This window comes from Escherichia sp. B1147 (assembly GCF_001660175.1).
In the GTDB taxonomy this organism is placed as follows: domain Bacteria; phylum Pseudomonadota; class Gammaproteobacteria; order Enterobacterales; family Enterobacteriaceae; genus Escherichia; species Escherichia whittamii.
Genome location: NZ_LFHY01000008.1, coordinates 1 through 22,741, shown reverse-complemented (window position 1 = coordinate 22,741; position 22,741 = coordinate 1). Strand labels below are relative to the sequence as shown.

Genomic DNA, 22,741 nt, shown 5'->3' with positions numbered 1-22,741 from the left:
AAACAGACAAAATGAAAGGTTTTATAGAGATGAAGGCACGCTGCGGTGGAAGAGAAGAAAAAGCCGGACGACGATAGCGCCGCCCGGCATGAGCAATTAATGAGAGGTCAGGGTGTTATGCTGACGGTGACGGCTGACAAAACCTAACAAGAAGCACATCACAAAGACGACAGCGTACAGACCGTTTGCGGTAAGCAGTGCCGCCTGCGGACCGCTATGTTCAACAATCGGTCCGGTAACCACAAAGGTCAACATGGTGCCGATGGTCCCGCAGGTAAGTACGAAGTTAACCAGTTTTGGTGACGGTACTTTGGTCTGCTGGGAACCCAGGGTGATGATAGTGGTATAGATTGCGCTGGAGAAGAAGCCCAGAGCGAGAATGGACCATGCCATGTGTGCTGGTGTTCCAGTGTTAAAGACATACATCAGAATTGCGGCCAGCCCAGCCAGTACGGTCAGAATGCGTTGCAGATCAAAGAAGCGAAGAATAAAGCTGAATGCCCACATGCCAACCATGTACGACATCCAGAAGTTGCTTACCAGCGTACCTGCGTCGTTCAGGCTCATACCGAGGCCTTTGGCATATTCCGGCACCCAGGAGATAAAACCTAACTGACCGAGGATGTAGCACAGCGCCGCAATAGAAAGAAACAGCACGCCGATCCCCCATTTCTCTTTCGCTACCGGAGCGTCAGTTTTTGGCGCATGTTTACCCAGTGCCGGGAATTCACAGCCGAAGGTCAGAATAAAGATAGCGACGTACACCAGTCCGATGCAGGCATAAACCCAGTACCACTCAATGCTGCGCGCCAACAGAAACGCGGCGATCATTGGGAAAATCATCCCGGCCATACTGAAGAAGGAGTCGGTAAATAACAGGCGAGAACCGCGCTGACGCCCTTCGTACATTTGTGTTATCAGGAATGTACCAATCGACATGGTGATGCCGCTGACCACCCCGAGAATGAACATCGCTGCCGAGAAAAGCGCCAGGCTGTGGCTGAACATCAAAGCAGCAACCGCCAGCACCATCAGGAGAAAGCCAAAACGTAACTGCGTTTTCAACGGGACGATTTCCATCAGCCAGGCGTTGAGGAAGATTGAGATTAAAATGCCGGCATTGAGGAAGGTGAAGGTGTTACTCATACTGGAAACAGGCAGATTGAAATAATCGGCGATATTTCCCATCACCATCCCGGTGACAATAACCAACGCACCGGTCAGTGCGTAGGAGAGAAAGCTAATCCATGTGAGCTTGATGCGATTGCTGTTAGTCATGATTGGCCTGCGTTTAAAGATAAAATGGCATAGTGGATATGCCGCGAGCGGGCGATTTTAGGTGATTTTGTGATCTGTTTAAATATCTAATTGCAAACGGTTGCTAATTTGCAATATTTAAAGTGATTCTGATCACGGAATATAAGTGATCATCAGGTTACATATATTTCAAGTACGTAAAATTAGGTAAAGGAATGGCCTTGTCATTGAAGGCTATTTAGAATCTCTCCACTTGCTTTTTTTCTGCACAGTTAAGGAAATCTCATGTTCAAATCGACCCTGGCAGCTGTTGTAGCTGTTTTCGCTCTTTCTGCTCTCTCACCTGAAGCAATGGCAGCGAAAGGGGATCCGCACGTATTGTTAACAACCTCTGCTGGTAATATCGAACTGGAGCTGGATAGTCAGAAAGCGCCAGTATCAGTGCAAAATTTCGTCGATTATGTGAACAGCGGCTTTTATAACAACACCACTTTTCACCGGGTGATCCCGGGCTTTATGATTCAGGGCGGTGGATTTACCGAGCAGATGCAGCAGAAAAAACCGAATCCGCCGATCAAAAATGAGGCTGATAACGGTCTGCGCAATACGCGTGGCACTATTGCTATGGCGCGTACTGCGGACAAAGACAGCGCCACCAGTCAGTTCTTTATCAACGTAGCCGACAATGCCTTCCTCGACCACGGTCAGCGTGATTTCGGTTACGCGGTGTTTGGGAAAGTGGTGAAAGGCATGGATGTTGCTGACAAGATTTCCCAGGTGCCGACCCATGACGTTGGCCCGTACCAGAATGTGCCGTCAAAACCGGTAGTTATCCTTTCTGCTAAAGTCCTGCCGTAAGAATTTCGCGCGCGGGCAATCTTGTCCGCGCCTCTGCTCTCCCGGCGTAACCTGGATTTGCCGCTTATACTTGTGGCAAACGGACACGTTCAGGGAGGCATCAAGTGAAGAAACTCACCGATAAGCAAAAGTCCCGTCTCTGGGAGCTTCAGCGTAATCGTAATTTCCAGGCCAGCCGCCACCTTGAAGGCGTCGAGATGCCATTAGTCACTCTTACTGCCGCAGAGGCTTTAGCACGCATTGAAGAGCTGAGGAGGCATTATGAGCGATAAATTCGGCGAAGGGCGCGACCCGTATCTCTATCCCGGCCTTGATATCATGCGTAACCGGCTGAACATCCGCCAGCAGCAGCGGCTGGAACAGGCCGCTTACGAAATGACGGCGCTGCGTGCTGCGACCATTGAGCTTGGTCCGCTGGTGCGCGGTTTACCGCATTTGCGCACTATCCATCGCCAGCTGTATCAGGATATTTTCGACTGGGCAGGGCAACTGCGTGAAGTTGATATTTATCAGGGCGATACGCCGTTCTGCCACTTTGCTTATATCGAAAAAGAGGGCAATGCCCTGATGCAGGATCTGGAGGAAGAAGGTTATCTGGTTGGCCTGGAGAAAGCGAAGTTCGTCGAGCGGCTGGCGCATTACTATTGTGAAATCAACGTGCTGCATCCCTTCCGGGTGGGAAGTGGTCTGGCACAGCGGATCTTCTTCGAGCAACTGGCGATTCATGCCGGATATCAACTGAGCTGGCAGGGTATCGAAAAAGAGGCCTGGAATCAGGCAAATCAGAGTGGAGCAATGGGGGATCTCACCGCGCTGCAGACGATATTTAGCAAAGTGGTAAGCGAAGCCGGGGAATCTGAGTAAAATAGCGCGGTTCTTTCGTACCGGAGCCGCCATGATCCTGCTTATAGATAACTACGATTCTTTTACCTGGAACCTCTACCAGTACTTTTGTGAACTGGGGGTGGATGTGCTGGTTAAGCGCAACGATGCGTTGACGCTGGCGGATATCGACGCCCTTAAACCACAAAAAATTGTCATCTCACCCGGCCCCTGTACGCCAGATGAAGCCGGGATCTCCCTTGACGTTATTCGCCACTATGCTGGGCGCTTGCCGATTCTTGGCGTCTGCCTCGGTCATCAGGCAATGGCGCAGGCATTTGGCGGTAAAGTTGTGCGCGCCGCAAAGGTTATGCACGGCAAAACCTCGCCGATTACACATAACGGTGAGGGCGTATTTCGGGGGCTGGCAAATCCACTTACCGTGACACGCTACCATTCGCTGGTGGTGGAACCTGACTCATTACCAGCGTGCTTTGAAGTGACGGCCTGGAGCGAAACCCGCGAGATTATGGGGATTCGCCATCGCCAGTGGGATCTGGAAGGTGTGCAGTTCCATCCAGAAAGTATTCTTAGCGAACAAGGACATCAACTGCTGGCTAATTTCCTGCATCGCTGATTTCTGATTGCTATTAAGTGATTTTTTATGCATATTTTGTGATTATAATTTCACATTTATTTATGCGTAACAGGGTGATCATGAGATGGCAATTGAACAAACAGCAATTACACGCGCGACTTTCGATGAAGTGATCCTGCCGATTTATGCACCGGCAGAGTTCATTCCGGTAAAAGGTCAGGGCAGCCGAATCTGGGATCAGCAAGGCAAGGAGTATGTCGATTTCGCGGGTGGCATTGCAGTTACGGCGTTGGGCCATTGCCATCCTGCGCTGGTGAACGCGTTAAAAACCCAGGGCGAAACTCTGTGGCATATCAGTAACGTTTTCACCAATGAACCGGCGCTGCGTCTTGGGCGCAAACTGATTGAGGCGACGTTTGCCGAACGCGTGGTGTTTATGAACTCCGGCACGGAAGCTAACGAAACCGCCTTTAAACTGGCACGCCATTACGCCTGTGTGCGTCATAGCCCGTTCAAAACCAAAATTATTGCCTTCCATAACGCTTTTCATGGTCGCTCGCTGTTTACCGTTTCGGTGGGTGGGCAGCCAAAATATTCCGACGGCTTTGGGCCGAAACCGGCAGACATCATTCACGTTCCCTTTAACGATCTCCACGCAGTGAAAGCGGTGATGGATGATCACACCTGTGCGGTGGTGGTTGAGCCGATCCAGGGCGAGGGCGGCGTGACGGCTGCGACGCCAGAGTTTTTGCAGGGCTTGCGCGAGCTGTGCGATCAACATCAGGCATTATTGGTGTTTGATGAAGTGCAGTGCGGGATGGGGCGGACAGGCGATTTGTTTGCTTACATGCACTACGGTGTGACGCCGGATATTCTGACCTCTGCGAAAGCGTTAGGCGGCGGCTTCCCGATTAGCGCCATGCTGACCACGGCGGAAATTGCTTCTGCGTTTCATCCTGGTTCTCACGGTTCCACCTACGGCGGTAATCCTCTGGCCTGTGCAGTAGCGGGCGCGGCGTTTGATATCATCAATACCCCTGAAGTGCTGGAAGGCATTCACGCGAAACGCCAGCGTTTTGTTGACCATTTGCAGAAGGTAGATCAGCAGTTTGATGTGTTTAGCGATATTCGCGGTATGGGGTTGTTGATTGGCGCAGAGCTTAAGCCGCAGTACAAAGGTCGGGCGCGTGATTTCCTGTATTCGGGCGCAGAGGCTGGCGTAATGGTGCTGAATGCCGGACCGGATGTGATGCGTTTTGCACCGTCGCTGGTGGTGGAAGATGCGGATATTGATGAAGGGATGCAACGTTTTGCCAACGCGGTGGCGAAGGTGGTTGGGGCGTAAATAAGACGCGGTAAGCGTCGCATCAGGCAAAGGGTGTCGGATGCGGCGTGAACGCCTTATCCGACCTACGGTTTGCTTCTGGCAATGATGATATTACGCCTTCGAATCCCGTAACTTCCGATTCAACCAAATCCCGTGATGCGGTCGCTGCCGCCAGGCCATCGCTGAAATGGTGTGCATCGTATTCAGATGGCCAATAACCCGTTGTAAATGCTGTTCCAGGGTACCAGCCGCGCCTTCGTGCGGCAGCATCTCTGGCGAGTCTATGATATTGGCGTCACCAGAACTACCCGGTTCGTCATACTCCAGCCGCTGCTGACAGCGTTGAATAGCGATTTCACAAGACTGCAAATACTCCTGCGCCAGCTCCGGCGGCAATGCCCGGTGCTCCCGCGCCAGCGTGGTCATGGCATTAATATGTTCAACAATAAACTGACTGTGCGTTACCCACAGTTTCATGTCTGCCAGATAATGGCTATTAAACGCCGGTTCCTGCATCGCCTGATTTAATGAGTTATACAGAGTGTTATGTGCCTGATTTACCCGCATTCGCTGCCAGGCCAGTGGCGTAGGTTGTGGATCTTTACTCAGGATCAGACGAATCGCTTCCTGGTAGGTTTCTAAGGCGTCATGGGCGTTTTTACGCAATAAACCACTCTGCCACTGCGGCCACAGCCATACCGTGCCGCCGAAGGCAATCAAACAACCAATAATGGTATCGATAAGACGGGGAATGATGTATTGCTCGCCGTTTAGCCACAACAGTTGCAGGGTATACACCGCGGTAATGGTAAAGCCGACTGTCGCCCAGCCGTAGTTTTTGCGCAATATCAGATAGCTGGCGAGCGTGGTAAACAGCATCAACGTCAGGGTGTAACCTTCGGGAATTTTAAAGTGCAGCGCCACGCCCGCAATGATTAACCCGACCACGGTCCCCACGGAGCGATTCACAATCCTCAGACGGGTCGCGCCGTAACCATTCTGTGTCACCAGCAACACCGTCATCAGGATCCAATACGACTTCGGCAGATGCAGCGCGGTCCCCATCAAACTGGCAACGCTTAACATCACGCTCAGTCGTCCGGCATTACGTAGTGCTGGCGATTTCAGGGAAAGATAACTTTTTAGCGCCGGAAGTAACGGCATTCGTCGCTGTTTATCCGCCAGCAGATCGCGGGCATAAAGCGGTTTCTGGGTACGCAGCACTCGAGCGATGCGGCTGAAGTGCCAGTAGCAGAATTGCCCCACAGGGTTATCCGGATGCTGGCGGGCGATTTTCTCCAGTGCGCCAATTTGCTTTTCCATCGTAAAACGCGTCGGCAGGCGATGGTAAAGAATGTCATCAGCCAGCACGCGCAGGCGAGCGGCGACGGTTTGCGCATTCCAGCGGATAACTTCTTCTGCATGGCTACGCTCGACCAGCTTTTGCACCTCTTCAGGTTGATGCAAACTGACCGAAATATGTTCCTGTAAATCCAGTGCTTCCTGAAAAATGCGCAACATCCGCTTGTAATCGGTATTATTTTGCGCGGAAAGCATGTGCATTTGCTGATAGCACTGGGTAATCAAATCGACCGCTTTTTGCTGGCGTACCAGCAGTGGCGGGAGTGCTTTTTCAGGATCGGTATGCTGAGTGAGCAGACTGTATTTGATTTCACAGTAATCAGCCAGTTCACGGTAGAGCAGACTAAGTGACTCGCGTAGGGGCTGTTCGCGCCAGAGCCAGAACCAGAACCAGTTAAACAGTCCGTACCAGAGCGTGCCTAACGCGTAGATGAGCAACGGTTCCCAGACCGGCATATATCCCGCCAGACTGAGTGTAAAAATGGCGGCGAGTAACGATGCGGGAAGCAATTTTGCGTGCAATGGCCCAAGCTCGGCAGTGACGCCAAGTACCAGCGTTAACCCGGTCAGCAAAAAGGGCAGGGGGATATCTTTTTCCAACAGCAGCTGTGTCAGTAAGCTACAGGTAGCAAACAGCGACGCGCCAATAATCAGGCGTTTGAAAAAACGTTTATGGGGGGTATCAAGCCCCGCAATGTTGCAACAGGCAGGGACGAGTGAAAACAGCAGGCCGAGTCTTAATTCGCCAAACAACAGACCAACGGCCACGGGCAAACATAGCACCAGAGTTTGTCGTAGTGCATAGTTGATATCAGGATGATAAATCAGTCTGCGCCACATCGGTTTAAACAAAATGGCGCGCTACCAGGTAACGCGCCACTCCGACGGGATTAACGAGTGCCGTAAACGACGATGGTTTTACCGTGTGCGGAGATCAGGTTCTGATCTTCCAGCATCTTCAGAATGCGCCCTACGGTTTCACGAGAACAGCCGACAATTTGACCAATTTCCTGACGGGTAATTTTAATTTGCATACCGTCCGGGTGAGTCATTGCATCGGGTTGTTTCGCCAGATTCAGCAGCGTCTGCGCGATGCGACCTGTAACGTCGAGGAACGCAAGGTTTCCGACTTTCTCTGAAGTGACTTGCAGACGACGCGCCATTTGCGCGGAGAGACGCATCAGAATATCCGGGTTCACCTGAATTAATTGACGAAATTTTTTGTAGGAAATTTCAGCTACTTCACAGGCGGTTTTTGCACGTACCCATGCGCTACGTTCCTGGCCTTCTTCAAACAGGCCCAATTCGCCAATAAAATCACCCTGATTCAGATAGGAGAGGATCATTTCTTTACCCTCCTCGTCTTTGATCAGCACTGCCACAGAGCCTTTAACGATGTAGTACAGCGTTTCCGCTTTTTCACCCTGGTGAATAAGCGTGCTCTTGGATGGGTACTTATGAATGTGGCAATGAGACAAGAACCATTCGAGAGTCGGGTCTGTTTGCGGTTTGCCAAGCACCATGCGCGGTTATCCTCTGTTATAAGCTTTCTCCAGAGCCAGAAAACGCCGCTGTCTCTGGATTGCCGAAATGTGCTTCCCGCTACCTGGGAAGGGGCTATCAACTGAACTGCACGGTAATGTGACGTCCTTTACATACATGCAGTACATCAATGTATTACTGTAGCATCCCGACTGTTTTAGCATAGCTTTCGCTTTGTGTCTCCTGGTGTCTCGCTTCAGCATGACCCAGGTCGCCTTCCGTTGCGCGATTTGGTCAGTACGCGTACTCTGTCAGGAAAACTGACGCAATGGAGTTTCGATTATGCAAGCGCGTGTAAAGTGGGTTGAAGGGTTAACTTTTCTGGGCGAATCCGCCTCTGGTCACCAGATTTTAATGGATGGTAACTCTGGCGATAAAGCGCCAAGCCCGATGGAAATGGTGCTGATGGCGGCGGGTGGCTGTAGCGCCATTGATGTGGTTTCTATCCTGCAGAAGGGGCGTCAGGATGTGGTCGATTGTGAAGTAAAACTGACCTCTGAACGCCGCGAAGAGGCACCGCGCCTGTTTACCCATATCAATTTGCATTTTATCGTCACCGGTCGCGACTTGAAGGATGCAGCGGTTGCGCGTGCGGTGGATCTCTCTGCTGAGAAATATTGTTCAGTGGCGCTGATGCTGGAAAAAGCGGTGAATATTACCCACTCTTATGAAGTGGTTGCTGCGTGATTTAACTACCCCGTTGTGATGCCGGATAGTATTTTATCCGGCTTATTGGTGAAGTTACTCGATTTTCTTCCCTTCCATCAGTCGTTGCACCAGCGGCAGCATAATTAACTCCATTGCCAGACCCATTTTGCCTCCCGGCACCACTAATGTATTGATGTGGGAAATGAACGAACCTTGCAACATCGCCAGCAGCCAGGGGAAATCGATCCCCTCCAGATTACGAAAATGAATCACCACAAAGCTTTCATCCAGCGATGGAATGCCTTTTGCGGCGAAGGGGTTTGAAGTGTCGACGGTGGGGACGCGCTGGAAGTTAAGATGGGTGCGGGAAAACTGCGGCGTGATGTAGTTGATATAGTCTTCCATTGAACGTACAACCGAGTCCATCACCGCTTCTCGTGAGTGTCCGCGCTCGCCGGTGTCACGGATAAGCTTTTGAATCCACTCCAGGTTAACGATAGGCACTACGCCTACCAGTAAATCCACATGCTGCGCGACGTTATGTTGTGGTGTGACCACGCCGCCGTGCAAACCTTCATAAAACAGCACATCGGTGGGTTCCGGTAGCGCCTGCCACGGGGTGAATGTGCCTGGCACCTGATTCCACGGTACGGCTTCGTCGTAGGTATGCAGGTATTTGCGTGATTTCCCTTTGCCGCTCTGGCCGTATTCAATAAAGGTTTGTTCCAGCAGGCCGAAGTCGTTGGCTTCGGGGCCGAAGTAGCTGATATGCCGCCCGGCATCGCGCGCCTTGCGGATCGCCATATCCATTTCCGGGCGGGTGTAGCGGTGAAAACTGTCGCCTTCCACCTCGGCTGCTTGCAGATTTAACTGCGCGAATATTTTACGAAACGCGAGGCTGGTGGTGGTGGTCCCCGCGCCGCTGGACCCTGTTACCGCAATGACCGGATGTTTGGCAGACATAGTAACTCCATGACCTGGTTATCATTATTATTTCGTCCGCCGACGGTTGCAGGTTATTCGCGAAACTGACTGCGCGGCATGATATTGACCGTTTCGTGCAGTTCCGACCAGACCAGTACCGCTTCTCCGCACTGTAGCTGGCGTTTGACGTCGGCGACTTTCTGTTCAAGCGTACGCTCTTGTTCACCATAATCGGTGCCTTCACGTAACACAAAGCTTTCAATTAAATTTTCCAGCGTTTCAGGGGAGATGTCTTGCCAGGGAATCAACATGATTTCGTCTCCAGATACGTTGTTAACCAGTCAGGAATGCGTGACTCCAGCCACATTTGTGGGTGAAATAATGTACCGCCAATAAAACCAACATGACCGCCATGTTCAGTCAGTTGATACTCTACTTGCGGAGGAAGATTTTCTGGTTTCGGGATCACCTGATGATCCATAAACGGATCGTCTTTGGCGTGAATAATCAGCGTCGGTTTGACGATCCGATTGAGCAGCGGCATGGCGCTACACTGACGATAATAGTCGATAGCATCGGCGTAGCCGTGAATTTTGGCGGTGATTAGATCGTCAAATTCGCGGATGCGGCGCACCGATTTCAACTGAGCGAGATCTATTGGCAGTGTTCCGGGGTACGCCTTCAGTTTACGCGCAGCATTGGCTTTTAACAGATTCACCAGGTAACGCTGATAAACGCGGGAAAAGCCCTTTTCCATATGGTAACTACAGGCTTCCAGCACAAACGGCGCGGAGACAATCACCGCCGCATCAATCGGGACATTATTACCTTCTTTGGCCAGCAGGCATGCCAGCATATTGCCGCCGAGAGAATAGCCGACGGCAGCCGTTGGCGCATGGCCAAACTCACGTTGCAGCCAGCGTAAAAACCAACTGGCGTCTTCGGTTTCGCCCGAATGGTAAATGCGGTGCATGCGGTTAGGTTCACCGCTGCATCCGCGAAAATGCATCACCACACCCAGCCAGCCGCGTTTTTTAGCCGCATCAACCAGGCCGTGGGCATAAGGGCTATTCAGACTGCCCTCCAGACCATGAAACACCACCAGACGCGGTTTATGCTGCGCCTGTGTGGGATCTTCACTCCACGCGAGATCGACAAAGTCGCTGTCGGGCAACTCCAGCCGCTGCCAGTGCGGAGTGAATTTCACCTGACGACGAAACAGACGCGGCAGCATGGTTTGTAGATGGCAATTGCTGAAACCGCGCATAGGGGTGAATTCAGCACTGCTGCTGAATTCATTGACATCGGTCGTCGTTATCTGCGCCATCAGTTGCTTTGGCCTTCCAGCAGCATCTGTTCCAGTTGCTCCTGGGCTTCCAGCCATGCCATTTCGCACTCTTCCAGGCCGGATTTCGCGCTCGCTTGTTGTTGCAGGCAGGCGGTCAGTTCCGCTTTACGGCTCTGGTCGTACAGTTCGCTGTCACCCAGCTTTTCTTCCGCCTGCGCCAGTTGCGCGTTCAGCTTCTCCATCTCTTTTTCCAGACGGGCGATCTCTTTACGTAGCGGCTGGGTTTGCGCACGCAGTTCTGCTTCCCGACGCTTCTGATCCTTACGCGCCTGGGCGCTGTTAGCGTTCTCTTTTGGCGCGTCGTCGGTTTGGTTTTCCTGCTTTTGTACGTCGCTCAACCATTGTTGATAATCTTCCAGATCGCCGTCGAACGGTTCGACTTTACGATCGTGAACCAGATAGAGATCGTCAGTGGTGGAACGCAGTAAATGGCGGTCGTGCGAAACGACAACTAGCGCGCCTTCGAACTCAATCAACGCTTCGGTGAGTGCCTGGCGCATGTCGAGGTCAAGGTGGTTGGTCGGTTCATCGAGCAGCAACAGATTCGGGCGCTGCCAGACGATCAATGCCAGCACCAGACGCGCTTTTTCACCACCTGAGAAACGGCGCGTCTCTTCGGTTACTTTATCGCCCTGGAAACCAAAACCGCCGAGGTAGTCACGCAGTTTTTGCTCCAGTTCCTGCGGAGCTAAACGCGCCAGATGCTGAATAGGCGATTCGTCGGCGCGCAGGTATTCCAGTTGATGCTGGGCGAAGTAGCCGAGTTTGATCCCTTTCGCCAGGCCAATTTCACCGCTGACTGGCGCAAGTTCACCGGCTAACAGTTTGATTAATGTCGATTTACCCGCGCCGTTACGGCCTAACAAACCAATGCGCGAACCGGGGACCAGATTCAGTTTGATTGAGTCGAGAATAATGCGATCGCCATAGCCCGCACTGACTTTTTCCATCTTCAACAACGGGTTAGGCAGGCTTTCCGGCGCGCGGAAGCTAAAGCGGAACGGGTTGTCGACGTGCGCGGGGGCAATCAGCTCCATGCGCTCGAGCATCTTAATGCGGCTCTGTGCTTGTTTTGCTTTGGTGGCTTTAGCACGGAAACGGTCGATATAACTTTGCAGATGTGCCACGCGCTCTTGCTGGCTTTCGTACATCGCCTGTTGCTGCGCCAGGCGAGTGGCGCGCTGCACTTCAAACGAGCTGTAGTTGCCGGTGTACTCGAACATGTTTTGCTGTTCGATATGAATGATTTTATCGACGATTGGATCGAGGAAGTCACGGTCGTGGGAGATCAGGATCAGCGTGCCCTGATAGCTCTTCAACCATTTTTCCAGCCAGATAACGGCATCGAGATCGAGGTGGTTAGTTGGTTCGTCGAGCAGCAGCAAGTCTGAACGGCAAATCAGCGCCTGGGCGAGGTTAAGACGCATACGCCAGCCACCGGAGAAATCACTCACCGGGCGCTCCAGTTGTTCGTTGCTGAAACCGAGGCCGTGCAGCAGGCTGGCGGCGCGTGAACGAATACTCCATGCATCGATGGCATCCAGCTTGCCGTGAATGGTGGCGATGGCGTGCCCGTCGTTACGTTCGTTGGCGTCGTGGAGCTGTGCTTCCAGTTGGCGATATTCGCGGTCGCCGTCAATGACATATTCCAGCGCCGCTTGCGGTAACGCTGGCGTTTCCTGATTCACCCACGCTAGTTGCCAGCTTCCAGGAAAGGTGTAGCTGCCGCCGTCGGCGCTGATTTCATTTTTCAGCAATGCCAGCAGGGTAGATTTACCGCAGCCGTTTTTACCCACCAGGCCGACTTTCTGGCCGGGGTTGATGGTGGCGGTGGCATTATCCAGCAGGACGCGCACGCCGCGACGAATTTGTAACGAGGAGAAAACAATCATAAGGCGCCGTATGTTCAGACTATGTTAACTTATCATTATGATAATGTAATGTATGGGCGAGCTGCCGCACCGGGCGCAATGGTAGCCCAAAACAGCGACTATACACAAAAACATACCGGGAGGGGGATGATGTCTCAGCCAGCGAAAGTTTTGCTGCTGTATGCCCATCCGGAATCTCAGGACTCGGTGGCAAACCGGGTACTGCTTAAACCGGCCACGCAGCTCAGCAATGTTACCGTGCACGACCTTTACGCGCACTACCCCGATTTTTTTATTGATATCCCCCGTGAGCAGGCGTTACTGCGCGAGCACGAGGTGATTGTTTTTCAGCATCCTCTTTATACCTACAGTTGCCCGGCGTTACTCAAAGAGTGGCTGGATCGGGTATTGAGCCGCGGCTTTGCCAGTGGGCCAGGAGGAAATCAACTGGCGGGAAAGTACTGGCGCAGCGTGATCACCACCGGCGAGCCGGAAAGCGCCTACCGCTATGATGCGTTGAATCGCTATCCGATGAGCGATGTTCTACGCCCCTTTGAACTGGCTGCGGGCATGTGCCGGATGCACTGGTTAAGCCCCATCATTATTTACTGGGCGAGACGGCAAAGCGCACAGGAGCTGGCAAGTCACGCCAGAGCCTACGGTGACTGGCTGGCAAATCCGGTTCTCGTGGGAGGCCGCTGATGGAAGGTTCCGATTTTTTACTGGCGGGAGTGCTGTTTCTCTTCGCGGCGGTGGCTGCGGTGCCGTTGGCATCGCGGCTGGGCATTGGCGCTGTGTTGGGATATTTGCTGGCTGGAATTGCGATTGGCCCGTGGGGACTGGGGTTTATTAGCGACGTCGATGAGATCCTCCACTTTTCGGAACTCGGCGTGGTATTTCTGATGTTTATCATCGGGCTGGAGTTGAATCCCTCCAAACTCTGGCAATTGCGGCGCTCTATCTTTGGCGTAGGCGCGGCGCAGGTGCTGTTAAGTGCGGCGTTGCTGGCAGGGTTATTAATGCTGACCAATTTTGCCTGGCAGGCTGCAGTGGTGGGGGGCATTGGCCTTGCGATGTCCTCAACCGCAATGGCGCTGCAACTGATGCGCGAAAAAGGGATGAATCGCAGCGAATCTGGTCAGCTCGGGTTTTCGGTACTGCTGTTTCAGGATTTGGCGGTGATCCCGGCGCTGGCATTAGTGCCGCTATTGGCGGGATCGGCAGACGAACATTTCGACTGGATGACAGTCGGTATGAAGGTGCTGGCGTTTGTCGGCATGCTGATTGGTGGGCGCTATTTGCTGCGTCCGGTATTCCGCTTTATTGCGGCTTCAGGCGTGCGAGAAGTGTTCACCGCCGCGACGTTATTGCTGGTGCTGGGTTCCGCGTTATTTATGGATGCGCTGGGGCTGTCGATGGCGCTCGGTACGTTTATTGCGGGCGTGTTGCTGGCGGAAAGCGAATATCGCCACGAACTTGAAACAGCTATCGATCCATTTAAGGGGTTGCTGCTCGGGCTATTTTTTATCTCAGTCGGGATGTCGCTCAACCTCGGGGTGCTTTATACCCATCTGCTGTGGGTGGTGTTAAGCGTTATTGTGTTGGTGGCGGTGAAAATTCTCGTGCTGTATCTGCTGGCGCGGCTGTATGGCGTGCGCAGTTCCGAGCGGATGCAGTTTGCTGGCGTGTTGAGCCAGGGCGGCGAGTTTGCCTTTGTCCTCTTTTCTACGGCTTCTTCGCAACGGCTGTTTCAGGGTGACCAGATGGCACTGTTGCTGGTGACGGTTACGCTTTCCATGATGACCACGCCGCTGCTGATGAAGCTGGTGGATAAATGGCTATCCCGCCAGTTCAACGCCCCGGAAGAAGAGGATGAAAAACCGTGGGTAAACGATGATAAACCGCAGGTGATTGTCGTGGGCTTCGGACGTTTTGGACAGGTGATTGGTCGTTTGCTGATGGCGAATAAAATGCGCATTACCGTGCTGGAGCGGGACATCAGTGCCGTTAACCTGATGCGCAAATATGGCTACAAAGTTTATTACGGCGACGCCACGCAAGTTGACCTGTTGCGTTCTGCAGGCGCAGAGGCCGCAGAGTCTATCGTCATCACCTGTAACGAACCGGAAGACACCATGAAGCTGGTGGAAATATGCCAACAGCACTTTCCGCATTTGCATATTCTTGCGCGAGCGCGCGGACGTGTAGAGGCGCATGAGTTATTACAGGCGGGAGTGACGCAGTTTTCCCGTGAAACATTCTCCAGTGCGTTAGAGCTGGGGCGCAAAACGCTGGTCACGCTTGGCATGCATCCGCATCAGGCGCAGCGCGCGCAACTGCATTTTCGCCGCCTGGATATGCGAATGCTGCGGGAGTTAATCCCGATGCATGCTGACACCGTACAAATTTCTCGCGCCAGGGAAGCCCGACGCGAACTGGAAGAGATTTTCCAGCGTGAGATGCAACAAGAACGACGCCAGCTGGACGGCTGGGATGAATTTGAGTAGAGGGTAAAGATGGCAATCCGAAAACGTTTTATCGCGGGCGCAAAATGTCCGGCCTGTCAGGCACAAGATTCCATGGCGATGTGGCGCGAAAATAATATTGATATTGTTGAATGCGTTAAGTGTGGACACCAAATGCGAGAAGTCGATAAAGAAGCCCGCGATCACGTTCGCAAAGATGAGCAAGTGATCGGGATTTTTCATCCGGACTAGCGATATGCTTCGAGTTTTTTTAAGCTAGTGAGTACACGGCTGCAGAATTCCGCTACAATCTGCGCCACTATTCTTCCCATGCTCAGGAGATATCATGAAAGTAGCAAAAGACCTGGTGGTCAGCCTGGCCTATCAGGTACGTACAGAAGACGGTGTGTTGGTTGATGAGTCTCCGGTGAGTGCGCCGCTGGACTACCTGCATGGTCACGGTTCCCTGATCTCTGGCCTGGAAACAGCGCTGGAAGGTCATGAAGTTGGCGACAAATTTGATGTAGCTGTTGGCGCTAACGACGCTTACGGTCAGTACGATGAAAACCTGGTGCAGCGCGTTCCTAAAGACGTATTTATGGGCGTTGATGAACTGCAGGTAGGTATGCGCTTCCTGGCTGAAACCGACCAGGGTCCAGTACCGGTTGAAATCACTGCGGTTGAAGACGATCACGTCGTGGTTGACGGTAACCACATGCTGGCTGGCCAGAACCTGAAATTCAACGTTGAAGTTGTGGCGATTCGTGAAGCGACTGAAGAAGAACTGGCTCATGGTCACGTTCACGGCGCGCACGACCATCACCACGATCATGACCACGACGGTTGCTGCGGCGGTCATGGCCACGATCACGGTCATGAACACGGTGGCGAAGGCTGCTGTGGTGGTAAAGGTAACGGTGGTTGCGGTTGCCACTAATACCGAAAAGGTGACAAAAAAGCGGGGGATTCCCCGCTTTTTTTTGCCTCAATAATGCGGCGGCGGCGTTTCTTCAGCCTGCGACGCGATGTTCGACGGCTGGCTGGCTTTTAACTTCTCGGTCAGCAGACGCAGATGATCGCGCAGTTTCGCCATCTCCATTTCATGAGCGGTCACCGTGACGTTCAGTTCTTCAATGGTGATTTCCTGAAAAGCCAGTCGGCTCTCCAGTTCTGCCAGGCGTGCTTCCAATGTTAAATCCTGCATGATTCACCTCTTTGGTCGAATGATCGCTGCGGATTCTACTTAACTTTGCTGCCAGAGACAGCACTCATTTCGCGACATCGAAACTAATTTAAACAAAAAGAGTCTGAAAATAGATGATAATAGGGCGTGTCTGTATGTAGATTTATCCGACAACGCTTTATAGTACCCTTCTGATAATAGTTAACCCTGGGGTGAGATGCCCCGATCCTGGAGATATGGATGAAATCACTGTTTAAAGTAACGCTGCTGGCGACCACAATGGCCGTTGCCCTGCATGCACCAATCACTTTTGCTGCCGAAGCGGCGAAACCAACTGCAACTGCTGACAGCAAAGCAGCGTTCAAAAATGACGATCAGAAATCAGCTTACGCGCTGGGTGCTTCGCTCGGTCGTTACATGGACAATTCTCTGAAAGAACAAGAAAAGCTGGGCATCAAACTGGATAAAGATCAGCTAATCGCGGGTGTTCAGGATGCATTTGCTGATAAAAGCAAACTCTCTGATCAAGAGATCGAACAGACTCTGCAAGCGTTTGAAGCACGTGTGAAGTCCTCCGCTCAGGCGAAGATGGAAAAAGATGCTGCTGATAACGAAGTAAAAGGTAAAGAGTATCGCGAGAAATTTGCCAAAGAGAAAGGTGTGAAAACCTCTTCAACTGGCCTGGTTTATCAGGTAGTGGAAGCCGGTAAAGGCGAATCACCGAAAGACAGCGATACTGTTGTAGTGAACTACAAAGGTACGTTGATCGACGGTAAAGAGTTCGATAACTCTTACACCCGTGGCGAACCGCTCTCTTTCCGTCTGGACGGTGTGATCCCGGGCTGGACTGAAGGTCTGAAGAACATCAAGAAAGGCGGTAAGATCAAACTGGTTATCCCACCAGAGCTGGCTTACGGCAAAGCGGGCGTTCCGGGGATCCCACCGAATTCTACCCTGGTATTTGACGTAGAACTGCTGGATGTGAAACCAGCGCCGAAGGCTGATACGAAGCCAGAAGCAGATGCTAAAGCAGCAGATTCTGCTAAAAAATAAGCATTAAAAACCGCCGCCTGACCAGGCGGCGGTTTTTTTATTGCAGGCCGGATATAATTAGTGCTGGAAAGCGGAACCTCCGCTGTATTAATTTAATTACCCGCATCATTAATGAGCCTGCCCTGAAAAGTTAACGACAGGCTCCTGAAAAGGAGTGTTTTTTTTCATGTCCAGGTCGCTTTTAACCAACGAAACCAGTGAGTTGGATTTACTGGATCAACGTCCTTTCGACCAGACCGATTTTGATATTCTGAAATCCTACGAAGCGGTGGTGGACGGGTTAGCGATGCTCATTGGTTCCCACTGTGAAATCGTTTTGCACTCTTTGCAGGATTTAAAATGTTCGGCCATTCGTATTGCCAACGGCGAACATACAGGCCGGAAGATTGGCTCGCCAATTACCGATCTGGCACTGCGTATGTTGCACGACATGACGGGAGCGGATAGCAGCGTTTCTAAATGCTACTTTACTCGCGCCAAAAGTGGCGTATTAATGAAGTCGCTCACGATTGCTATTCGTAACCGTGAACAGCGAGTGATTGGTCTGCTGTGCATTAATATGAATCTTGATGTGCCATTCTCGCAGATTATGAGCACCTTTGTGCCACCAGAAACTCCCGATGTCGGCTCAAGCGTCAACTTTGCGTCTTCTGTTGAAGATCTGGTTACCCAAACGCTGGAGTTCACCATTGAAGAAGTGAACGCCGATCGCAATGTTTCTAATAATGCTAAAAATCGCCAGATCGTGCTGAATCTCTACGAGAAAGGGATCTTTGACATCAAGGATGCGATTAATCAGGTTGCTGATCGTCTCAACATCTCCAAACATACTGTTTATCTCTATATCCGTCAGTTCAAAAGCGGTGACTTCCAGGGGCAAGATAAGTAATGCGTTTTGCCATCGTGGTGACCGGGCCAGCATACGGTACGCAACAGGCGAGTTGTGCTTTTCAGTTCGCACAGGCGCTGATAGCAGAAGGACATGAGTTAAGCAGCGTCTTTTTCTATAGGGAAGGGGTCTATAACGCTAACCAGTTCACCTCTCCGGCGAGTGATGAATTTGACCTTGTGCGTGGCTGGCAACAACTGAATACGCAACATGGTGTGGCGCTGAATATCTGCGTGGCGGCAGCGTTACGCCGCGGTATCGTCGATGAAACCGAAGCGGGAAGATTAGGTCTGGCGTCCGCTAATCTCCAGCCGGGCTTCACCTTAAGCGGCCTGGGTGCACTGGCGGAAGCCTCACTGACCTGTGACAGGGTGGTACAGTTTTGATGAAACGAATTGCGTTTGTTTTTTCTACTGCGCCTCACGGTACCGCGGCTGGTCGTGAAGGATTAGATGCTTTACTCGCAACCTCCGCATTAACTGACGAGCTCGCGGTTTTCTTTATTGCCGATGGTGTTTTTCAAATTTTGCCTGGGCAAAGGCCCGATGTGGTGCTGGCGCGTGATTACATCGCCACCTTTAAACTGCTGGGGCTGTATGACATTGAACAGTGCTGGGTTTGTGCGGCTTCACTACGTGAGCGTGGGTTAGATCCGCAGACCCCCTTTGTTGTTGAAGCCACCCCGCTCGAAGCAGAAGCCTTACGCCGCGAACTCGGCAACTACGATGTTATTTTGAGATTTTGAGGCATACATGTTGCACACATTACATCGCTCACCCTGGCTGACGGATTTCCCTGCGTTGCTGCGTCTGCTCGGTGAGGGCGACGAACTGCTGTTATTGCAGGATGGCGTAACTGCCGCAGTTGACGGTAACCGCTACCTTGAAAGTCTGCGTAATGCCTCCATTAAAGTCTATGCCCTGAACGAAGATCTCATTGCCCGGGGTTTGGATGGCCAAATTTCGAACGATATCATCCGAATTGACTATACTGATTTCGTCAGACTTACGGTTAAGCACACCGGTCAGATGGCCTGGTGACGGCGGGATCGTTGTATATTTCTTGACACCTTTTCGACACCGCCCTAAAATTCGGCGTCCTCATATTGTGTGAGGACGTTTTATTACGTGTTTACGAAGCAAAAGCTAAAACCAGGAGCTATTTAATGGCAACAGTTAACCAGCTGGTACGCAAACCACGTGCTCGCAAAGTTGCAAAAAGCAACGTGCCTGCGCTGGAAGCATGCCCGCAAAAACGTGGCGTATGTACTCGTGTATATACTACCACTCCTAAAAAACCGAACTCCGCGCTGCGTAAAGTATGCCGTGTTCGTCTGACTAACGGTTTCGAAGTGACTTCCTACATCGGTGGTGAAGGTCACAACCTGCAGGAGCACTCCGTGATCCTGATCCGTGGCGGTCGTGTTAAAGACCTCCCGGGTGTTCGTTACCACACCGTACGTGGTGCGCTTGACTGCTCCGGCGTTAAAGACCGTAAGCAGGCTCGTTCCAAGTATGGCGTGAAGCGTCCTAAGGCTTAATGGTTCTCCGTTAAGTAAGGCCAAACGTTTTATATTAATGTCAAACTAAACTCGTAGAGTTTTGGACAATCCTGAATTAACAACGGAGTATTTCCATGCCACGTCGTCGCGTCATTGGTCAGCGTAAAATTCTGCCGGATCCGAAGTTCGGATCAGAACTGCTGGCTAAATTTGTAAATATCCTGATGGTAGATGGTAAAAAATCTACTGCCGAATCTATCGTATACAGCGCGCTGGAGACCCTGGCTCAGCGTTCTGGTAAATCTGAACTGGAAGCATTCGAAGTAGCTCTCGAAAACGTGCGCCCGACTGTAGAAGTTAAGTCTCGCCGCGTTGGTGGTTCTACTTATCAGGTACCAGTTGAAGTCCGTCCGGTTCGTCGCAATGCTCTGGCAATGCGTTGGATCGTTGAAGCTGCTCGTAAACGCGGTGATAAATCCATGGCTCTGCGCCTGGCGAACGAACTTTCCGATGCTGCAGAAAACAAAGGTACTGCAGTTAAGAAACGTGAAGACGTTCACCGTATGGCCGAAGCCAACAAGGCGTTCGCACACTACCGTTGGTAATCCCTTCGGAGTTTTAGTCACCAGGCGGGCGCTTCCAGTAAGCAGCCCGCTTTGGGCTACTTAAATTGAACGCCTAAAAGATAAACGAGGAAACAAATGGCTCGTACAACACCCATCGCACGCTACCGTAACATCGGTATCAGTGCGCACATCGACGCCGGTAAAACCACTACTACCGAACGTATTCTGTTCTACACCGGTGTAAACCATAAAATCGGTGAAGTTCATGACGGCGCTGCAACCATGGACTGGATGGAGCAGGAGCAGGAACGTGGTATTACCATCACTTCCGCTGCAACTACTGCATTCTGGTCTGGTATGGCTAAGCAGTATGAGCCGCATCGCATCAACATCATCGACACCCCGGGGCACGTTGACTTCACAATCGAAGTAGAACGTTCCATGCGTGTTCTCGATGGTGCGGTAATGGTTTACTGCGCAGTTGGTGGTGTTCAGCCGCAGTCTGAAACCGTATGGCGTCAGGCAAACAAATATAAAGTTCCGCGCATTGCGTTCGTTAACAAAATGGACCGTATGGGTGCGAACTTCCTGAAAGTTGTTAACCAGATCAAAACCCGTCTGGGCGCGAACCCGGTTCCGCTGCAGCTGGCGATTGGTGCTGAAGAACATTTCACCGGTGTTGTTGACCTGGTGAAAATGAAAGCTATCAACTGGAACGACGCTGACCAGGGCGTAACCTTCGAATACGAAGATATCCCGGCAGACATGGTTGAACTGGCTAACGAATGGCACCAGTACCTGATTGAATCCGCAGCTGAAGCTTCTGAAGAGCTGATGGAAAAATACCTGGGTGGTGAAGAACTGACTGAAGAAGAGATTAAAGGTGCTCTGCGTCAGCGCGTTCTGAACAACGAAATCATCCTGGTAACCTGTGGTTCTGCGTTCAAGAACAAAGGTGTTCAGGCGATGCTGGATGCGGTAATTGATTACCTGCCATCCCCGGTTGACGTACCTGCGATCAACGGTATCCTGGACGACGGTAAAGATACTCCGGCTGAACGTCACGCAAGTGATGACGAGCCGTTCTCTGCTCTGGCGTTCAAAATCGCTACCGACCCGTTTGTTGGTAACCTGACCTTCTTCCGTGTTTACTCCGGTGTGGTTAACTCTGGTGATACCGTTCTGAACTCCGTGAAAGCTGCACGTGAGCGTTTCGGTCGTATCGTTCAGATGCACGCTAACAAACGTGAAGAGATCAAAGAAGTTCGCGCGGGCGACATCGCTGCTGCAATCGGTCTGAAAGACGTAACCACTGGTGACACCCTGTGTGACCCGGATGCGCCGATCATTCTGGAACGTATGGAATTCCCTGAGCCGGTAATCTCCATCGCAGTAGAACCGAAAACCAAAGCTGACCAGGAAAAAATGGGTCTGGCTCTGGGCCGTCTGGCTAAAGAAGACCCGTCTTTCCGTGTATGGACTGACGAAGAATCTAACCAGACCATCATCGCGGGTATGGGCGAACTGCACCTCGACATCATCGTTGACCGTATGAAGCGTGAATTCAACGTTGAAGCGAACGTAGGTAAACCGCAGGTTGCTTACCGTGAAACTATCCGCCAGAAAGTTACCGATGTTGAAGGTAAACACGCGAAACAGTCTGGTGGTCGTGGTCAGTATGGTCATGTTGTTATCGACATGTACCCGCTGGAGCCGGGTTCAAACCCGAAAGGCTACGAGTTCATCAACGACATTAAAGGTGGTGTAATCCCTGGCGAATACATCCCGGCCGTTGATAAAGGTATCCAGGAACAGCTGAAAGCAGGTCCGCTGGCAGGCTACCCGGTAGTAGACATGGGTATTCGTCTGCACTTCGGTTCTTACCATGACGTTGACTCCTCTGAACTGGCGTTTAAACTGGCTGCTTCTATCGCCTTTAAAGAAGGCTTTAAGAAAGCGAAACCAGTTCTGCTTGAGCCGATCATGAAGGTTGAAGTAGAAACTCCGGAAGAGAACACCGGTGACGTTATCGGTGACTTGAGCCGTCGTCGTGGTATGCTCAAAGGTCAGGAATCTGAAGTTACTGGCGTTAAGATCCACGCTGAAGTACCGCTGTCTGAAATGTTCGGATATGCAACTCAGCTGCGTTCTCTGACCAAAGGTCGTGCATCATACACCATGGAATTCCTGAAGTATGATGAAGCGCCGAGTAACGTTGCTCAGGCCGTAATTGAAGCCCGTGGTAAATAAGCCTAAGGGTTAATACCAAAGTCCCGTGCTCTCTCCTGAAGGGGAGAGCACTATAGTAAGGAATATAGCCGTGTCTAAAGAAAAATTTGAACGTACAAAACCGCACGTTAACGTTGGTACTATCGGCCACGTTGACCACGGTAAAACTACTCTGACCGCTGCAATCACCACCGTACTGGCTAAAACCTACGGCGGTGCTGCTCGTGCATTCGACCAGATCGATAACGCGCCGGAAGAAAAAGCTCGTGGTATCACCATCAACACTTCTCACGTTGAA

General features: G+C 51.7%; 27 protein-coding genes. 19 read left to right on the top strand and 8 right to left on the bottom strand.

The features are described from left to right. Positions 1-96 precede the first annotated feature (96 nt). Entirely contained in the window at positions 97-1,278 is a 1,182-nt protein-coding gene (gene tsgA / locus A9180_RS07460; protein WP_064527559.1) for an MFS transporter TsgA, read from the bottom strand. A 264-nt stretch (positions 1,279-1,542) separates the two neighbouring features. On the opposite strand from tsgA, the gene ppiA reads away from it, so the two are divergent. From ppiA to argD, 5 genes are all read left to right on the top strand, one after another. After that, complete coding sequence (ppiA, locus tag A9180_RS07455) at positions 1,543-2,115, top strand: peptidylprolyl isomerase A (RefSeq protein ID WP_064527557.1); 573 nt, start codon at positions 1,543-1,545, stop codon at positions 2,113-2,115. A gap of 104 nt (positions 2,116-2,219) precedes the next feature. Further along, a complete protein-coding gene (locus A9180_RS07450) occupies positions 2,220-2,387 on the top strand; it encodes a YhfG family protein (protein WP_064527555.1) in 168 nt (55 codons plus the stop codon). Continuing rightward, positions 2,377-2,979 carry a putative adenosine monophosphate-protein transferase Fic gene (locus A9180_RS07445; protein WP_064527553.1) on the top strand — a complete coding sequence of 201 codons (603 nt, stop codon included), beginning with the start codon at positions 2,377-2,379 and terminating at the stop codon, positions 2,977-2,979. Before A9180_RS07450 ends, A9180_RS07445 begins: the two co-directional genes overlap by 11 nt. Before the next feature lie 31 nt (positions 2,980-3,010). Then, positions 3,011-3,574: an aminodeoxychorismate synthase component 2 gene (gene pabA / locus A9180_RS07440; protein WP_064527551.1), complete on the top strand. Its 564-nt coding sequence runs from the start codon at positions 3,011-3,013 to the stop codon at positions 3,572-3,574. 85 nt (positions 3,575-3,659) lie between these two features. Next, a complete protein-coding gene (argD, locus tag A9180_RS07435; protein ID WP_064527549.1) occupies positions 3,660-4,880 on the top strand; it encodes a bifunctional acetylornithine/succinyldiaminopimelate transaminase in 1,221 nt (406 codons plus the stop codon). A 93-nt stretch (positions 4,881-4,973) separates the two neighbouring features. Here the strand turns inward: argD and A9180_RS07430 are convergent, their stop codons facing one another. Beyond that, positions 4,974-7,064: a YccS/YhfK family putative transporter gene (locus tag A9180_RS07430; protein ID WP_064527547.1), complete on the bottom strand. Its 2,091-nt coding sequence runs from the start codon at positions 7,062-7,064 to the stop codon at positions 4,974-4,976. 50 nt (positions 7,065-7,114) lie between these two features. Then, positions 7,115-7,747 carry a cAMP-activated global transcriptional regulator CRP gene (crp, locus tag A9180_RS07425; protein ID WP_000242755.1) on the bottom strand — a complete coding sequence of 211 codons (633 nt, stop codon included), beginning with the start codon at positions 7,745-7,747 and terminating at the stop codon, positions 7,115-7,117. A 301-nt stretch (positions 7,748-8,048) separates the two neighbouring features. Here crp and A9180_RS07415 point away from each other — a divergent pair, with 301 nt between their 5' ends. Further along, complete coding sequence (locus A9180_RS07415; protein ID WP_001148908.1) at positions 8,049-8,453, top strand: OsmC family protein; 405 nt, start codon at positions 8,049-8,051, stop codon at positions 8,451-8,453. A gap of 54 nt (positions 8,454-8,507) precedes the next feature. Here A9180_RS07415 and A9180_RS07410 read toward each other — a convergent pair whose 3' ends face one another. The 4 genes from A9180_RS07410 to A9180_RS07395 are packed head-to-tail and all read right to left on the bottom strand — an operon-like array spanning position 8,508 to position 12,578. Then, entirely contained in the window at positions 8,508-9,377 is an 870-nt protein-coding gene (locus tag A9180_RS07410; RefSeq protein ID WP_064527544.1) for a phosphoribulokinase, read from the bottom strand. A 53-nt stretch (positions 9,378-9,430) separates the two neighbouring features. Continuing rightward, positions 9,431-9,649, bottom strand: coding sequence for a YheU family protein (locus A9180_RS07405; protein ID WP_064527543.1), 219 nt, complete (start codon positions 9,647-9,649; stop codon positions 9,431-9,433). Then, the gene (locus A9180_RS07400) at positions 9,643-10,665 is read right to left on the bottom strand and encodes a hydrolase (RefSeq protein ID WP_064527541.1); all 1,023 of its coding nucleotides are present in this window, start codon (positions 10,663-10,665) and stop codon (positions 9,643-9,645) included. The genes A9180_RS07405 and A9180_RS07400 overlap by 7 nt, the downstream gene beginning before the upstream one ends. Then, the gene (locus tag A9180_RS07395) at positions 10,665-12,578 is read right to left on the bottom strand and encodes an ABC transporter ATP-binding protein (protein WP_000634783.1); all 1,914 of its coding nucleotides are present in this window, start codon (positions 12,576-12,578) and stop codon (positions 10,665-10,667) included. The genes A9180_RS07400 and A9180_RS07395 overlap by 1 nt, the downstream gene beginning before the upstream one ends. A gap of 129 nt (positions 12,579-12,707) precedes the next feature. On the opposite strand from A9180_RS07395, the gene kefG reads away from it, so the two are divergent. The 4 genes from kefG (at position 12,708) to slyD (ending at position 15,959) form a co-directional block, all read left to right on the top strand. Then, the gene (gene kefG, locus A9180_RS07390) at positions 12,708-13,259 is read left to right on the top strand and encodes a glutathione-regulated potassium-efflux system ancillary protein KefG (protein ID WP_064527539.1); all 552 of its coding nucleotides are present in this window, start codon (positions 12,708-12,710) and stop codon (positions 13,257-13,259) included. Continuing rightward, positions 13,259-15,064 (top strand): glutathione-regulated potassium-efflux system protein KefB, encoded by a 1,806-nt coding sequence (kefB, locus tag A9180_RS07385; protein WP_064527537.1) that lies wholly within the window; start codon positions 13,259-13,261, stop codon positions 15,062-15,064. The genes kefG and kefB overlap by 1 nt, the downstream gene beginning before the upstream one ends. 9 nt (positions 15,065-15,073) lie before the next feature. Further along, positions 15,074-15,274 (top strand): YheV family putative zinc ribbon protein, encoded by a 201-nt coding sequence (locus A9180_RS07380; protein ID WP_001007734.1) that lies wholly within the window; start codon positions 15,074-15,076, stop codon positions 15,272-15,274. A 94-nt stretch (positions 15,275-15,368) separates the two neighbouring features. Further along, positions 15,369-15,959 carry a peptidylprolyl isomerase gene (gene slyD / locus A9180_RS07375; protein ID WP_000861334.1) on the top strand — a complete coding sequence of 197 codons (591 nt, stop codon included), beginning with the start codon at positions 15,369-15,371 and terminating at the stop codon, positions 15,957-15,959. 48 nt (positions 15,960-16,007) lie between these two features. Here the strand turns inward: slyD and A9180_RS07370 are convergent, their stop codons facing one another. Then, entirely contained in the window at positions 16,008-16,226 is a 219-nt protein-coding gene (locus A9180_RS07370) for a protein SlyX (RefSeq protein ID WP_064527535.1), read from the bottom strand. A 219-nt stretch (positions 16,227-16,445) separates the two neighbouring features. Here A9180_RS07370 and fkpA point away from each other — a divergent pair, with 219 nt between their 5' ends. The 9 genes from fkpA to A9180_RS07325 all read left to right on the top strand — a co-directional run. Next, positions 16,446-17,258 (top strand): FKBP-type peptidyl-prolyl cis-trans isomerase, encoded by an 813-nt coding sequence (fkpA, locus tag A9180_RS07365; protein WP_064527533.1) that lies wholly within the window; start codon positions 16,446-16,448, stop codon positions 17,256-17,258. Between the two features lie 166 nt (positions 17,259-17,424). Next, positions 17,425-18,147 carry a transcriptional regulator gene (locus A9180_RS07360; protein ID WP_000091466.1) on the top strand — a complete coding sequence of 241 codons (723 nt, stop codon included), beginning with the start codon at positions 17,425-17,427 and terminating at the stop codon, positions 18,145-18,147. Further along, positions 18,147-18,533 (top strand): sulfurtransferase complex subunit TusD, encoded by a 387-nt coding sequence (gene tusD / locus A9180_RS07355; RefSeq protein ID WP_064527531.1) that lies wholly within the window; start codon positions 18,147-18,149, stop codon positions 18,531-18,533. The genes A9180_RS07360 and tusD overlap by 1 nt, the downstream gene beginning before the upstream one ends. Next, on the top strand, positions 18,533-18,892 hold the full coding sequence (gene tusC / locus A9180_RS07350; protein ID WP_064527530.1) for a sulfurtransferase complex subunit TusC: 360 nt from the start codon (positions 18,533-18,535) through the stop codon (positions 18,890-18,892). The genes tusD and tusC overlap by 1 nt, the downstream gene beginning before the upstream one ends. 7 nt (positions 18,893-18,899) lie before the next feature. Beyond that, a complete protein-coding gene (tusB, locus tag A9180_RS07345; RefSeq protein WP_064527528.1) occupies positions 18,900-19,187 on the top strand; it encodes a sulfurtransferase complex subunit TusB in 288 nt (95 codons plus the stop codon). A gap of 125 nt (positions 19,188-19,312) precedes the next feature. Beyond that, complete coding sequence (gene rpsL, locus A9180_RS07340; protein WP_000246815.1) at positions 19,313-19,687, top strand: 30S ribosomal protein S12; 375 nt, start codon at positions 19,313-19,315, stop codon at positions 19,685-19,687. Positions 19,688-19,782: 95 nt separating this feature from the next. Next, positions 19,783-20,253, top strand: coding sequence for a 30S ribosomal protein S7 (gene rpsG, locus A9180_RS07335; RefSeq protein WP_001138043.1), 471 nt, complete (start codon positions 19,783-19,785; stop codon positions 20,251-20,253). Between the two features lie 96 nt (positions 20,254-20,349). Next, the gene (fusA, locus tag A9180_RS07330) at positions 20,350-22,464 is read left to right on the top strand and encodes an elongation factor G (RefSeq protein WP_064527527.1); all 2,115 of its coding nucleotides are present in this window, start codon (positions 20,350-20,352) and stop codon (positions 22,462-22,464) included. A 70-nt stretch (positions 22,465-22,534) separates the two neighbouring features. Further along, positions 22,535-22,741: GTP-binding protein (locus A9180_RS07325; RefSeq protein ID WP_000031660.1), on the top strand; the 207-nt coding region annotated here is incomplete at its 3' end.

What these genes read in the sequence shown, in the direction of transcription:
- tsgA (WP_064527559.1), bottom strand. Translation starts at nt 1,278, where the DNA reads ATGACTAACAGCAATCGCATCAAGCTCACATGGATTAGCTTTCTCTCC.
- ppiA (WP_064527557.1), top strand. Translation starts at nt 1,543, where the DNA reads ATGTTCAAATCGACCCTGGCAGCTGTTGTAGCTGTTTTCGCTCTTTCT.
- A9180_RS07445 (WP_064527553.1), top strand. Translation starts at nt 2,377, where the DNA reads ATGAGCGATAAATTCGGCGAAGGGCGCGACCCGTATCTCTATCCCGGC.
- pabA (WP_064527551.1), top strand. Translation starts at nt 3,011, where the DNA reads ATGATCCTGCTTATAGATAACTACGATTCTTTTACCTGGAACCTCTAC.
- argD (WP_064527549.1), top strand. Translation starts at nt 3,660, where the DNA reads ATGGCAATTGAACAAACAGCAATTACACGCGCGACTTTCGATGAAGTG.
- A9180_RS07430 (WP_064527547.1), bottom strand. Translation starts at nt 7,064, where the DNA reads ATGTGGCGCAGACTGATTTATCATCCTGATATCAACTATGCACTACGA.
- crp (WP_000242755.1), bottom strand. Translation starts at nt 7,747, where the DNA reads ATGGTGCTTGGCAAACCGCAAACAGACCCGACTCTCGAATGGTTCTTG.
- A9180_RS07415 (WP_001148908.1), top strand. Translation starts at nt 8,049, where the DNA reads ATGCAAGCGCGTGTAAAGTGGGTTGAAGGGTTAACTTTTCTGGGCGAA.
- A9180_RS07410 (WP_064527544.1), bottom strand. Translation starts at nt 9,377, where the DNA reads ATGTCTGCCAAACATCCGGTCATTGCGGTAACAGGGTCCAGCGGCGCG.
- A9180_RS07405 (WP_064527543.1), bottom strand. Translation starts at nt 9,649, where the DNA reads ATGTTGATTCCCTGGCAAGACATCTCCCCTGAAACGCTGGAAAATTTA.
- A9180_RS07400 (WP_064527541.1), bottom strand. Translation starts at nt 10,665, where the DNA reads ATGGCGCAGATAACGACGACCGATGTCAATGAATTCAGCAGCAGTGCT.
- A9180_RS07395 (WP_000634783.1), bottom strand. Translation starts at nt 12,578, where the DNA reads ATGATTGTTTTCTCCTCGTTACAAATTCGTCGCGGCGTGCGCGTCCTG.
- kefG (WP_064527539.1), top strand. Translation starts at nt 12,708, where the DNA reads ATGTCTCAGCCAGCGAAAGTTTTGCTGCTGTATGCCCATCCGGAATCT.
- kefB (WP_064527537.1), top strand. Translation starts at nt 13,259, where the DNA reads ATGGAAGGTTCCGATTTTTTACTGGCGGGAGTGCTGTTTCTCTTCGCG.
- A9180_RS07380 (WP_001007734.1), top strand. Translation starts at nt 15,074, where the DNA reads ATGGCAATCCGAAAACGTTTTATCGCGGGCGCAAAATGTCCGGCCTGT.
- slyD (WP_000861334.1), top strand. Translation starts at nt 15,369, where the DNA reads ATGAAAGTAGCAAAAGACCTGGTGGTCAGCCTGGCCTATCAGGTACGT.
- A9180_RS07370 (WP_064527535.1), bottom strand. Translation starts at nt 16,226, where the DNA reads ATGCAGGATTTAACATTGGAAGCACGCCTGGCAGAACTGGAGAGCCGA.
- fkpA (WP_064527533.1), top strand. Translation starts at nt 16,446, where the DNA reads ATGAAATCACTGTTTAAAGTAACGCTGCTGGCGACCACAATGGCCGTT.
- A9180_RS07360 (WP_000091466.1), top strand. Translation starts at nt 17,425, where the DNA reads ATGTCCAGGTCGCTTTTAACCAACGAAACCAGTGAGTTGGATTTACTG.
- tusD (WP_064527531.1), top strand. Translation starts at nt 18,147, where the DNA reads ATGCGTTTTGCCATCGTGGTGACCGGGCCAGCATACGGTACGCAACAG.
- tusC (WP_064527530.1), top strand. Translation starts at nt 18,533, where the DNA reads ATGAAACGAATTGCGTTTGTTTTTTCTACTGCGCCTCACGGTACCGCG.
- tusB (WP_064527528.1), top strand. Translation starts at nt 18,900, where the DNA reads ATGTTGCACACATTACATCGCTCACCCTGGCTGACGGATTTCCCTGCG.
- rpsL (WP_000246815.1), top strand. Translation starts at nt 19,313, where the DNA reads ATGGCAACAGTTAACCAGCTGGTACGCAAACCACGTGCTCGCAAAGTT.
- rpsG (WP_001138043.1), top strand. Translation starts at nt 19,783, where the DNA reads ATGCCACGTCGTCGCGTCATTGGTCAGCGTAAAATTCTGCCGGATCCG.
- fusA (WP_064527527.1), top strand. Translation starts at nt 20,350, where the DNA reads ATGGCTCGTACAACACCCATCGCACGCTACCGTAACATCGGTATCAGT.